This is a genomic window from Methylobacterium gossipiicola, from assembly GCF_900113485.1.
Taxonomy (GTDB): domain Bacteria; phylum Pseudomonadota; class Alphaproteobacteria; order Rhizobiales; family Beijerinckiaceae; genus Methylobacterium; species Methylobacterium gossipiicola.
The window spans coordinates 188,916-199,522 of the sequence record NZ_FOPM01000002.1 but is presented as its reverse complement, the minus strand read 5'-3'; the positions used below and the strand labels follow the sequence as shown (position 1 = coordinate 199,522).

The following is a 10,607-nucleotide window of genomic DNA, read 5'->3' as shown; positions in this document are numbered from 1 at the left end:
TCATCCCGCCAAGGTTCATCCCGCCAAGGCGGCGGCCACCGCGTTCCGATCGAAGCCCTTCAAGCCGATGACGACGAGGCGGCCGTCACGAGCCTCGGTGCCCTTCCAGGGGCGGTCGTAATGGTGGGCGATGCGGGTGCCGACGCCCTGGACCACGAGGCGCATGGGCTTGCCGGTGACTTCCGCGAAGCCCTTGATGCGCAGGACGCCGGGGGTCTCGGCGGCACGGGCCACGCGGATCGCCAGATCCTCTGCGGTCTCGGTGGCGCGGACCGGCAACGCGACGGTGTCGAAATCGTCGTGGTCGTGGTCCTCGCCCTCCCCGTGATGCGAGGGCCGGGCGTCGAGGTCGTCTTCCGCCGCCGCGCCGAGGCCGAGGACCACGCGCGGATCGAGGCGGCCATGCTCGGCCTCCACCATCTTCACGGCGCGGGGCAGGTGGGCGTTCACTTCCGTGCGGACCTTCTCGCGGCCAGCCTCGTCGAGGAGATCCGCCTTGTTCATCACCACGAGGTCGGCGCAGAGGAGCTGATCCTCGAACACTTCTTCGAGGGGATTGTCGTGATCGACGTTGGCATCCTCGGCGCGCTGGGCGGCGGAGGCCGCCGGATCGTCGGCGAAGAAGCCCGCCGCCACGGCCGGGCCGTCGATGACCGCGATGACGCCGTCCACCGTCACCCGCGAGCGGATCGCCGGCCACTGGAACGCCTGGACCAGGGGTTTCGGCAGGGCGAGGCCCGAGGTCTCGATGAGGATGTGTTCGGGCGGGTCGGCCCGGTCCAAAAGCTTGTTCAGGGCCGGCACGAAATCGTCGGCGACGGTGCAGCAGATGCAGCCGTTGGCGAGTTCGACGATGTCCTCGTCGCCGCAGCCCTCGATGCCGCAGGCGGCCAGGAACGAGCCGTCGAAGCCGATGTCACCGAACTCGTTGACGATGATGGCGAGGCGCTGGCCGTTCGCGTTCTCCACGAGGTGGCGCACGAGCGTCGTCTTGCCGGCCCCGAGGAAGCCGGTGACGATGGTGCAGGGGATCTTGTCCACGAGGCTCATGGGGCGTCCGGGGTCGCGAGGGGCGGGATGCGGGCAACGACGCCCTTGCGGAATTCTTGCGGTCGCGCCTTCCATGGCACGATGCCGTCGGGCGTCTGCCCGTAGAGGCCGACGCCCTCCAGGATGGTGCGGGCGGAGTCGGCCGGGTCGAGGTCGCCGTAGACGTAGGTCCAGCGCCCGCGCGAGGCCACCGCGACGGTGCAGGGCCGCTTGCACACGGAGAGGCACTCGACGCCCTCGATGCGCAGGCCCGGGCCGGCGTGATCGCCGGCCGCGTCCCGAAGGGCGTCGAGGAGTCGGGCGCCCGCCCGAGGCTCGTCCGCCTCGCCCGCCACGCGGCAGGTGGTGCAGACGTAGAGGGTGACGGTGTCGTCCGAAGGATCGGGCGAGGTTTCAGGCAAGGGATCAGGCATGCGCCGTCGCCTTGCGCTCGAACAGGCCCCAGGCCCAGCCATAGGCGAGGCCGATCACCGCCCAGAACACGAAGGCGATGCCCAGCGACCGCGCGGCGAACTGCGCGGCGTAGCCCGCCGGCAGGGCGGAGGCGGCGTGGCTCGTTTCCGGCGCGCCGGCGAGATGCGGCGCCACGAGGAGCACGAGGCCCCCCGCGATGGCGATGGGGGAACGGCGCAGGGCGATGAGGTAGAGACCCATGGCGGTGGCCGCCGCCGTCATCACCCACCAGAACTGGCGCTCGGCGAGCGGCGCCGCCTCCATGCCGGGCAGTTCCGGCGGCAGCCCGAGGGCCGGCGCCAGGGCCACGGCGAGGAAACCCGCGATGGCGAATCGTAAGCCCGTCTCGGGCGTCGGCTCACGCCCGCAGGCGAGGAGTACGGCGCCGAGGAGCAGGGCGTAGCCGACGCCGCCGACCAGGGTGGCCAAGGCCGTGAACGCCATGCGGGGCAGGCCGGGACCCGGCTGCCATTCGGGCGCGACTTCGCCGCCGGACACGGACGGGTCCTTCGACCCATGGTCGTGTCCGCCATGGACACGCACCACGAGGGAAGCAAACTGGGGGGCGGTGGTCGAGGCCTGCGTCTCGTAGCGCTCGGCCGCGATGATCAGCGGTGAGGTGAGCGCGAATTGCAGGCCCGCCGCGACGACAGCCGCGAGGAAGCCGGCGACCAGGGCCGCCGACACGAGCCGGATGATCATGGGGTGTCTGCCTGTGGCGCGGTGCGCTCAGTGGCAGGGAAAGTTCTGGGTATGACGGAAGTCGTGCGCCGCGTTGTGCAGGGCCATCGCCGGAGCGAAGCCCGCCATGAACACGAGGCCGAGGCCGAGGAAGGCGGCGACGAGCACGGCGCCGAGGCGCTCGTTGGTGCGGGTGCCGGCAAGAGCGAGGGTGTTGGTGGTCATCGGTGCGTCTCCTGGCCGCCCCGCCGGCGGCCGCGATTGAGGTGAGGATGGTGGTCCCCGGTGCCGGACGGCAGGTCTCCTGGCTCGCGGGTCGTCCGGTCCTGCCGCCTTCCCGGATCGCTCCAGTGGCCGATGGCAGACCCGTCTCCGCTCACAGTTGCGGGGGCAGCCGTGGTTTCGGGGCTCGTCGCCCCTCACCGCGTTCCCTTTTCACCCCGTCACCGGGGCACCGTCCTAATCGTGAGCTTCTACGCCCTTCGCGGACCGGTGACAACGCGGGGGGCGCCGTTTCCGGCTTCTTTGACCCCCGGCGCGTGTTTTGGGTTAAAGCAGCCCGATGCCGCAGCCTCCTCCTCACCTGACCCTGGTCCTCGGCGGTGCCCGTTCGGGCAAGAGCGTCCATGCCGAAGGGCTGATCGAGACCTGCCCGACGCCGTGGCTCTACCTCGCCACGGCGCAGGTCTGGGACGACGAGATGCGCGACCGCATCGCCCTCCACCGCGACCGGCGTTCATCCTCCTGGATTACGCGGGACGTGCCCCTGGCCCTGCCAGAGGCGGTCGCTGCCGCGACGGGGCCCGTGCTGGTGGATTGCCTCACCCTGTGGCTCACCAACCTCATCCTGTCGGAGGCCGACGTCGAAGCCGCCACGGGGGCGCTCATCGAGGCTTGCGCCGTGGCCCCCGGGCCCCTGGTGCTCGTCGGCAGCGAGGTCGGCCTCGGCATCGTTCCCGACAACGCCCTCGCCCGCCGGTTTCGCGACGCCGCCGGGCGCCTGCACCAGCGTTTGGCCGCCCAGGCCGACCGTGTGGTGTTCATGGTGGCGGGGCTGCCGATGATCGTGAAACCGCAAACATCCCCTCTCGCGCCTGGAGATCCCGCATGAGCGACGCCGACCGTCACCGCGAAAAGATGGAGAAGCGCAAGGCCGTGCAGGATGCGGAGGTGGCGGGCAAGACCATCGAGAAGGGCCTGCTCATCGTCAACACCGGTCCCGGCAAGGGCAAGACCACGGCGGCCCTCGGCCTGATGCTGCGGGCGCTCGGCCATGGCTGGCGCGTCGGGGTGGTGCAGTTCATCAAGGGGGCCTGGGACACGGGCGAGAAGCACGCCCTGAAAGCCTTCGGGGACCGGATCGACTGGCACACGCTGGGCGAGGGCTTCACCTGGGAGACGCAGGACAAGGCCCGCGACATCGCCGCCGCCGAGCACGCCTGGGCCAAGGCCCTCGACCTCATGGCCGATCCCAGCATCCGCCTCGTGGTCCTCGACGAGCTGAATATCGCCCTGCGGTACGATTACCTCGACCTCGAGGCCGTAGTGACGGCGTTCCGGGCACGCCGGCCCGATCTCCACGTCATCGTCACCGGCCGCAACGCCAAGCCGGCCCTCATCGAAGCCGCCGACCTCGTCACCGAGATGGGGGCGGTGAAGCACCACTTCGCCGCCGGAGTGAAGGCGCAGGAGGGCATCGAGTTTTGAAGCGGGTGGCCCTCATGCTGGCGATCCTGACGACGGCGGCCCCGGGCGTCCATGCCGAACCCGCCCCGGCCTGGCCCGACACCTATCTCGGCCGGGTCGAGGCGATGGCGGTGATGCAGGATCTCAACGCGCGGCTGCTGGCGAGCCGCAGCGCCACCGCCACCCTGGAGGCGTGGTGCGGCGCCCACGGCATGGCCGAACCCGCCCGCCTCGCCGCCGAGCTTCAGCGCGGCCTCGACAAGCCGGCGTCGCCCGAAACGCGCGCCCGCCTCGCGGTCGGCCCGGACACGCCCCTGCGCTATCGCCGGGTCCGCCTCGCCTGCGGCGACCATATCCTATCGGAGGCGGACAACTGGTACGTGCCCGACCGGCTTACGCCCGCGATGAACCGGAGTCTGGAGACGACCGACACGCCGTTCGGCCGCGCCGTCCAGGCCCTGGCGCCGACCCGCCAGACGGTGGCGTCGGAAGCCCTGTGGCAGCCCCTGCCGGGGGGATGGGATCAAGCCCCGGAGCCGGCCGCGACCTGCGGCGCCCTCGCCATCCCGGCGCAGCTCTTCCGCCACCGGGCGGTGCTGTTCACGGGCGAGCGGATGCCCTTCGCCGAGGTCGTCGAGACCTACGGCTCGGCGATCCTCGATTTTTCCCGCCCCGTGCGTCCGTCCGACCCCGCCTGCACCCCGTCGCCGGCCCGGTGACGCCGTGATAGGGGCGTTGCCTCGTCTTGCCCGAACTCGGAAGCCACCCGCATGACCCGCGCCATCATGATCCAGGGCACGGGCTCGGATGTCGGTAAGTCCCTGGTCGTGGCGGGCTTGTGCCGCGTCTTCGTGCGGCGCGGCCTGCGGGTGCGGCCCTTCAAGCCGCAGAACATGTCGAACAACGCCGCCGTCACGACTGACGGCGGCGAGATCGGCCGGGCGCAGGCGCTCCAGGCGCGGGCGGCCGGGGTGGCGCCCTCCGTCCACATGAACCCGGTGCTGCTCAAGCCCCAATCCGAGACCGGAAGCCAGATCGTGGTTCAGGGCCGGATGGTGGGGCAGGCGGGTGCCCGCGACTACCAGGGCTGGAAGCCGCGCCTCCTCACCGCCGTGCTGGAGAGCTTTTCGCACCTCAAGGCAGAGGCCGATCTCGTCATCGTGGAAGGCGCCGGCTCAGCATCGGAGGTGAATCTCCGGGCCGGCGATATCGCCAATATGGGCTTCGCTCGCGCATCGAACACACCGGTGGTGCTGCTGGGCGATATCGACCGGGGCGGCGTCATCGCCAGCCTCGTCGGCACCAAGGCGGTGGTCGCGCCCGAAGACGCGGCGATGATCCGGGGCTTCCTCGTCAACCGGTTCCGGGGCGATCCGAGCCTGTTCTCCGACGGCATGGCTCTCATCGCGCGGCACACGGGCTGGCCAGCCCTCGGCCTGATCCCGCATTTCCCGCCTGCCGCCCGCCTGCCGGCCGAGGACGTGCTCGGCCTGATCGGCTCCGAATCCGGGGCGTCCGGCCGCAAGGTCGTGGCCGTGCCGGTGCTGCCGCGCATCGCCAATTTCGACGACCTCGATCCCCTGCGGGCCGAGGCGAACGTGTCCGTGGTGCTGGTGCGGCCGGGCGAGCCGATCCCCGTCTGCGACCTCGTGCTACTACCGGGCTCGAAGACCACGCTGGCCGATCTCGACGTGTTCCGGGCGGAAGGCTGGGACATCGATCTTTCCGCTCATGTCCGCCGGGGCGGCAGGGTGCTCGGCCTGTGCGGCGGCTACCAGATGCTCGGGCGGACCCTGTCCGACCCGCACGGGATCGAGGGCGCCCCCCGGACGGTGCCGGGCCTCGGCCTCCTCGACGTCGCGACCGTGATGACACCGGTCAAACGCCTGGAGGCCGTGACGGGCACCACCCTGGCGGACGGGGTTCCGTTCGCCGGCTACGAGATGCATGTGGGCGACACCACCGGCCCCGATGCCGGGCGCCCCCTCGTGCGCCTCGCCGATGGCCGAACGGACGGGGCGGTCTCGGCCGATGGCCTCGTCGCCGGCACCTACGTCCACGGCCTGTTCGCCGACGACGCCCAGCGCGCCGCCTGGCTCACCCGCCTCGGGGCCGCGCCGGGCGGCCTCGCCTACGAGGCCGGGATCGAGGCGGTGCTCGAAGCCCTCGCCGACCACCTCGAAGCTCATGTGGATTGCGATCGCTTGCTTGATTTGGCGTCGTAGTCCGATCGGGCATTCCTACGGGATCGCCACCGCGTATTCGCGCGGTGCGCCATTGAGGGCGCTGTCGAACACCACCAGCACCCGGCCGGGGCCGAGGCGGACGATGCCTTCGGGTTTCGACCGCGCATCGTCGTCGTCGAGGGGCGCGATCGTGCCGAGCGGCGTGACCTTGCCGGAGGGCAGTTCGGCGAGGAACAGGCCGTAGGGGACGCTCAATCCGTTGCGGGTCGGCCCCGAGAGCACGAGGAGGCGACCGTCGGGTAGGGCGGTGAGGTCGCGGATGCCGGCATCCGGCCCGAGGGCGAGGGGAATCGTCACGGGTTTTGCCGCGAGCGGCCCGTCGCCCGGGGCGAACAGGGGGGCGACCGGCACGGAGACGAGGAAGGCGGCGCCGTCGAGAACCGGCGCCCGCAATCCCGCATAGAGCGTGTCCCCCACAACCGCGAGGCCCTCGACGTTGAGGCCGGACAGGGGCTTGCCGCCCTCGCGTGGTTCGAGATCCTTCAGGACGTAAGGTCCCACCGTGTCGGCCGCCCGCAGGGCATCGCCGAGGCGATAGGTGGTCTCGACGCTGGCCCCCGTGCCGGCGGCGTCCGGGTGCAGGCGGGCGAGGAGGGCCGTCGAGAGCTTGAACTCGCGCCCCCGCCGGCTGCAGCCATGCGAGCCGGTGACGTAGAAATCGGGGGCCGCGTAGGCCACGGCCTCGCCGTCGAGTTCGCGGTACGCGCCTTGGCCCAGGGTGCAATCCCCCGTGGTCGGGGGCGCGCCGACGGCGGCCTTCGGCGGCTTGCGGCCGGCGATGTCCACGATGGCGCCGGGCTTGAGCGTGGTGCCGTCGAGGGTGACGAACTGGGCGCCCGCCGCCTCGTCGTCCACCACCATGCAGGTGCGTGGGCCCGATGGGGCCGGTGCGCAGGCGATACCGGAAACATCCTCCGCCGGCTTGCCCTCGCCCTTCTTGTTGACCTCCCCCATGAGGCCGGGGGCGACGGTGTAGGGCTGGCCGACGGGCCGCAGCACCTGGGCGCCGGCCGGGGACAGGAGCGCCAGCCCCGAGGCCAGGGTGAGGAGGGAACGACGCATCATTGGGGGGCTCCGGTGGAGGGGCAGGTTCGGGATCATGACACGCTGAGCGCGAGGGCACCGAGGGCGAGGGCCGTGAGGCCGAACAGCAGCCCACAGGCCGTGCGGTAGAGAGCGAGGGCCCGCTCCACGTCGGCCGGTCCGGCTTCGGCGCGGCCATCCCCCATCCAGGCATCCTCGACCCGCGTGGCGCCGTAGACGCGCGGACCGGCGAGGCGCAGGCCCAGCGCCCCCGCCATGGCGGCTTCGGGCCAGCCGGCATTGGGCGAGCGATGGCGGCCGGCATCCCGCAGGAGGGCGCGCCATGCCGCCCCCGCCGAGGCGCCGGGATGGAACAGGGCGGCGACCACGAACAGGCCGCCGGCCAGCCGGGACGCCGGCAGGTTCACGAGGTCGTCGAGGCGCGCGGACGCCCAGCCATAGGCTTCGTGGCGCGGGGTGCGATGGCCGATCATGCTGTCGGCGGTGTTGATCGCCTTATAGAGGGCGCCCCCCGGCAGGCCGCCGACGCCGATCCACAAGGCCGGGGCCACGATCCCGTCGGAAAAGTTTTCCGCCAGACTCTCGATGGCGGCCCGGCAGATGCCGGCCTCGTCGAGGCTTTCGGGGTCGCGCCCGACGATCATCGACACGGCGACGCGTCCTCCGGTCAGACCGTCGCGACGCAGGTCGGCGGCGACGCGGGCGACGTGGTCGTGGAGGCTGCGCTGGGCCGGCAGGCTGGCACACACGAGGGCGAGGGCCGCGAGGCCGCCCCATGGACCGAGGAACGACGCGAGGGCGGTGAGCCCGGCGGTCACGGTGCCGACCCCCGTCAGAAGGACGAGAAGGCCGATCACCCCCATGGCCCGGCGCCGGTTCGGGCCGCCCCGGTTCAGGCGCCCGTCGAGGCCGGCGATGAGGGCGCCGATCCAGGTGACAGGGTGGCCGAGCGCCCTGTAGAGCCGGTCCGGATAGCCGCATGCCGCTTCGACGGCCAGCGCGAGCAGCAGGACGATGAGCGTGTCGGGCGGATGGGTGAGGGCGGTCCAGGGCATTCGGTGTCGGTGAGCGGGGCGCCCCCCATCGCGCATGGCGGCGATCTCGACGCGGCCCGCACCCTGTTTCCGGATGCGCCCGCGCCGTGGATCGACCTCTCGACGGGGATCAATCCCGTGCCCTATCCCTGTCCGCCCCTGGAGGCCAGTGCGTTCCGGCGCCTGCCGTCGCCCGCCGACCTCGCGGCCCTCAAAGCGGCGGCGGCCACGGCCTACGGCGTCGCCGATCCGGCCGGGATCGTGGCCGCGCCCGGCACCCAGATCCTCATCGAGACCCTGCCGCGCCTCGTGGCGCGAGCCCGCGTCGCCGTGGTGGGGCCAACCTATGCCGAGCACGCGGCCGCCTGGGCGCGGGCCGGGCACGCCGTCGTCCCGGTGACGGATCTCGACGCGGCGGCCGACGTGGTGGTGGTGGTCAACCCCAACAATCCGGACGGGCGGAGCTGGGACGCCGCGACCCTCCTCGCCTGCGCGGCGCTGCAGAACGCGCGGGGCGGGCTCCTCGTGGTGGACGAGGCCTTCGCGGATCTCGAAGCCGTCGAGTCCCTGGCGCCCCGTCTCCGGCCGGGCCTCGTGGTCCTGCGCTCCTTCGGCAAGACCTACGGGCTCGCCGGCCTGCGCCTCGGTTTCGCCCTGGCGGAGCCGGATCTCGCCGCCCGCCTCGCCGAGGCGCTCGGACCCTGGGCGGTGTCCGGCCCGGCGCTGGCTATCGGCGGCGCGGCCTTGGCCGATACCGCGTGGCGTGAGGCCGCCACGGTGGCGCGGGGCGCCGATGCGGACCGCCTCGACCGAATGATCGCGCGCGCCGGCGGAACGGTCGTCGGCGGCACCCGCCTGTTCCGCACGGCCGATTTCCCGGACGGGCCGGGCCTGTTCGGGCGCCTCGGCGCCGCCGGAATCTACGTCCGGCGGTTCGAGGCCGCTCCGTCCCGCCTGCGCTTCGGCCTGCCGGCGGACCGGACCGAATGGTGCCGGCTCTCGCGGGTTCTCAAGTAGCCTTCGCCCGCCGCTCCAGGAGCGCGACGAGGAGACCGCTCCCCGAGAGCAGGAGGCCCACGACGCAGACGCCGGACCAGCCCGCCATCAGGAAGGCTTGGCTGCCCGCGAAGGCGCCAAGCGCTCCGAATACGAACATCACGGTGAACAACACGGTGTTGACCCGTCCGCGCGCCCCCGGAACCAGGGCGTAGACCCGGGTCTGGTTGGCGATGAGCGCGCCGTTGAGGCCGATATCGATAAGGAGGACGCCCAGCCCCACGGCGAGGAGCGAAACGGTGCCGCCGGCCCACAGGACCGCGAAGGCCGCCACCACGAACAGGGAGCCCGCCACCACCACGGGCCGGGCGCCGCGCCGGTCGGTGTAGCGCCCCGAGACGGGGGCGATGAGGGCACCGACCACCCCGATCACGCCGAACAGGCCGGCGCCCGCCGCCGTCAGGTCGAAGGGCGGCGCCTCCACCAGGAGGGCGAGGGTGGTCCAGAACGCGTTGAAGCTCGCGAACAGCAGGCCCTGGCACAGGCTGGCGCGGCGCAGAACCGGCTGTGTCCGCACGAGGTGGAGGATCGACACCATCAGGGCACGGTAGCGAAGCGGCTTCGTCTGGGCCGTGCGCGGCAGGGTCGCGGCGGCGATGGCCGCGATGACCAGCGCCACGGCGCCGGCGGCGAAGAACACCGCGCGCCAGCCATAATGGGCGCCGACGAATCCGCTCACCGTGCGGGCGAGGAGAATGCCGCTGAGGAGACCGGTCATCACTTGTCCCACCATCCGCCCGCGCGTCGCGTCGGGGGCGAGTTCGGCGGCGAACGGCACCGCCTGCTGCGCCGCCGAGGCGAGGAAGCCGATGGCGAGGCTCGCGGCCGCCAGGGAACCGAGATTCGGGCTCAGGGCCGCCGCGATGAGCGCGACGGCGAGGCCGAGCATCTGCATCAGGATGAGGCCGCGCCGGGGCAGGCTGTCGCCGAGGGGCACGAGGCAGAGGATGCCCAGCCCGTAGCCGACCAGGGAGGCCGTGGGCACGAGGGTAGCGGCCCGGTCGCCGAACTCAGCCACCAGCAGGGCGAGGAGCGGCTGGTTGTAATAGATGTTGGCGACGGCGCCCCCGGCGATGAGGGTGAGGCCGAGGCGGGCCTTGAGGGTGAAACCGTGGCCCTCCGGATCGGGCGTCCCGCTCATGACGCGCGCCGGGAGGCCGCCGGGCGGGGGGCGAGCGTCGCTGTCATGCTGGTGATGTTCCGGTTCTAATGAGGACCGCGTGAGTACGGCGCCGCCTGCCGCCGCCGCAAGTCCGACGGAGAGGCCGGGCCGGACGTGTCGTCGCAGGTCCGTTACCAGGGCGTGAGTCCGATCGCATCTCTTCGAGTGATGATTCGCATAAATCGGCGGCCAAGG

General features: G+C 72.2%; 12 protein-coding genes and 1 riboswitch. Of the genes, 5 read left to right on the top strand and 7 right to left on the bottom strand.

Going from position 1 to position 10,607, the window contains the following annotated elements:
• Nucleotides 1–15 precede the first annotated feature (15 nt).
• Genes cobW through BM249_RS02495 form a run of 4 tightly spaced genes read right to left on the bottom strand, consistent with a single transcriptional unit; the run spans nucleotide 16 to nucleotide 2,409 of the window.
• Complete coding sequence (cobW, locus tag BM249_RS02510; protein ID WP_091968628.1) at nucleotides 16–1,050, bottom strand: cobalamin biosynthesis protein CobW; 1,035 nt, start codon at nucleotides 1,048–1,050, stop codon at nucleotides 16–18.
• A complete protein-coding gene (locus tag BM249_RS02505) occupies nucleotides 1,047–1,463 on the bottom strand; it encodes a DUF1636 family protein (protein WP_091968626.1) in 417 nt (138 codons plus the stop codon). The genes cobW and BM249_RS02505 overlap by 4 nt, the downstream gene beginning before the upstream one ends.
• Nucleotides 1,456–2,205: a CbtA family protein gene (locus BM249_RS02500; protein ID WP_091968625.1), complete on the bottom strand. Its 750-nt coding sequence runs from the start codon at nucleotides 2,203–2,205 to the stop codon at nucleotides 1,456–1,458. Before BM249_RS02500 ends, BM249_RS02505 begins: the two co-directional genes overlap by 8 nt.
• A gap of 27 nt (nucleotides 2,206–2,232) precedes the next feature.
• Entirely contained in the window at nucleotides 2,233–2,409 is a 177-nt protein-coding gene (locus tag BM249_RS02495) for a CbtB domain-containing protein (RefSeq protein WP_091968623.1), read from the bottom strand.
• 52 nt (nucleotides 2,410–2,461) lie between these two features.
• Nucleotides 2,462–2,658, bottom strand: a riboswitch (cobalamin riboswitch).
• A gap of 88 nt (nucleotides 2,659–2,746) precedes the next feature.
• Between BM249_RS02495 and cobU the strand changes: the two genes are divergently transcribed.
• From cobU to BM249_RS02475, 4 genes are read left to right on the top strand one after another with little or no spacing between them, the layout of a single operon-like run.
• Nucleotides 2,747–3,295 carry a bifunctional adenosylcobinamide kinase/adenosylcobinamide-phosphate guanylyltransferase gene (cobU, locus tag BM249_RS02490; RefSeq protein ID WP_177232298.1) on the top strand — a complete coding sequence of 183 codons (549 nt, stop codon included), beginning with the start codon at nucleotides 2,747–2,749 and terminating at the stop codon, nucleotides 3,293–3,295.
• Nucleotides 3,292–3,891: a cob(I)yrinic acid a,c-diamide adenosyltransferase gene (gene cobO, locus BM249_RS02485; protein ID WP_091968621.1), complete on the top strand. Its 600-nt coding sequence runs from the start codon at nucleotides 3,292–3,294 to the stop codon at nucleotides 3,889–3,891. The genes cobU and cobO overlap by 4 nt, the downstream gene beginning before the upstream one ends.
• Before the next feature lie 14 nt (nucleotides 3,892–3,905).
• Nucleotides 3,906–4,589, top strand: a complete 684-nt coding sequence (locus BM249_RS02480) for a hypothetical protein (protein ID WP_091968860.1) — start codon at nucleotides 3,906–3,908, stop codon at nucleotides 4,587–4,589.
• Between the two features lie 51 nt (nucleotides 4,590–4,640).
• Nucleotides 4,641–6,095, top strand: coding sequence for a cobyric acid synthase (locus BM249_RS02475; RefSeq protein WP_177232297.1), 1,455 nt, complete (start codon nucleotides 4,641–4,643; stop codon nucleotides 6,093–6,095).
• 15 nt (nucleotides 6,096–6,110) lie between these two features.
• On the opposite strand, the gene BM249_RS02470 is transcribed toward BM249_RS02475, so the two are convergent.
• Together BM249_RS02470 and cbiB are read right to left on the bottom strand one after the other, a co-directional pair.
• Nucleotides 6,111–7,181, bottom strand: coding sequence for a DUF3616 domain-containing protein (locus tag BM249_RS02470; protein WP_244528544.1), 1,071 nt, complete (start codon nucleotides 7,179–7,181; stop codon nucleotides 6,111–6,113).
• A 32-nt stretch (nucleotides 7,182–7,213) separates the two neighbouring features.
• Nucleotides 7,214–8,215: an adenosylcobinamide-phosphate synthase CbiB gene (gene cbiB / locus BM249_RS02465; RefSeq protein WP_091968855.1), complete on the bottom strand. Its 1,002-nt coding sequence runs from the start codon at nucleotides 8,213–8,215 to the stop codon at nucleotides 7,214–7,216.
• Here cbiB and cobD point away from each other — a divergent pair.
• Nucleotides 8,192–9,211, top strand: a complete 1,020-nt coding sequence (gene cobD, locus BM249_RS02460; protein WP_091968620.1) for a threonine-phosphate decarboxylase CobD — start codon at nucleotides 8,192–8,194, stop codon at nucleotides 9,209–9,211. The genes cbiB and cobD overlap by 24 nt on opposite strands.
• On the opposite strand, the gene BM249_RS02455 is transcribed toward cobD, so the two are convergent.
• On the bottom strand, nucleotides 9,204–10,391 hold the full coding sequence (locus BM249_RS02455) for an MFS transporter (protein WP_091968619.1): 1,188 nt from the start codon (nucleotides 10,389–10,391) through the stop codon (nucleotides 9,204–9,206). The two genes, cobD and BM249_RS02455, sit on opposite strands and share 8 nt — an antisense overlap.
• Nucleotides 10,392–10,607: the final 216 nt, after the last annotated feature.

Excerpts from the sequence above, each read along its gene's own strand:
- BM249_RS02455 (WP_091968619.1), bottom strand. The coding sequence starts at position 10,391 with ATGAGCGGGACGCCCGATCCGGAGGGCCACGGTTTCACCCTCAAGGCC.
- cobU (WP_177232298.1), top strand. The coding sequence starts at position 2,747 with ATGCCGCAGCCTCCTCCTCACCTGACCCTGGTCCTCGGCGGTGCCCGT.
- cobD (WP_091968620.1), top strand. The coding sequence starts at position 8,192 with ATGGGTGAGGGCGGTCCAGGGCATTCGGTGTCGGTGAGCGGGGCGCCC.
- BM249_RS02500 (WP_091968625.1), bottom strand. The coding sequence starts at position 2,205 with ATGATCATCCGGCTCGTGTCGGCGGCCCTGGTCGCCGGCTTCCTCGCG.
- BM249_RS02505 (WP_091968626.1), bottom strand. The coding sequence starts at position 1,463 with ATGCCTGATCCCTTGCCTGAAACCTCGCCCGATCCTTCGGACGACACC.
- cobO (WP_091968621.1), top strand. The coding sequence starts at position 3,292 with ATGAGCGACGCCGACCGTCACCGCGAAAAGATGGAGAAGCGCAAGGCC.
- BM249_RS02475 (WP_177232297.1), top strand. The coding sequence starts at position 4,641 with ATGACCCGCGCCATCATGATCCAGGGCACGGGCTCGGATGTCGGTAAG.
- BM249_RS02480 (WP_091968860.1), top strand. The coding sequence starts at position 3,906 with ATGCTGGCGATCCTGACGACGGCGGCCCCGGGCGTCCATGCCGAACCC.
- BM249_RS02470 (WP_244528544.1), bottom strand. The coding sequence starts at position 7,181 with ATGATGCGTCGTTCCCTCCTCACCCTGGCCTCGGGGCTGGCGCTCCTG.
- cbiB (WP_091968855.1), bottom strand. The coding sequence starts at position 8,215 with ATGCCCTGGACCGCCCTCACCCATCCGCCCGACACGCTCATCGTCCTG.
- BM249_RS02495 (WP_091968623.1), bottom strand. The coding sequence starts at position 2,409 with ATGACCACCAACACCCTCGCTCTTGCCGGCACCCGCACCAACGAGCGC.
- cobW (WP_091968628.1), bottom strand. The coding sequence starts at position 1,050 with ATGAGCCTCGTGGACAAGATCCCCTGCACCATCGTCACCGGCTTCCTC.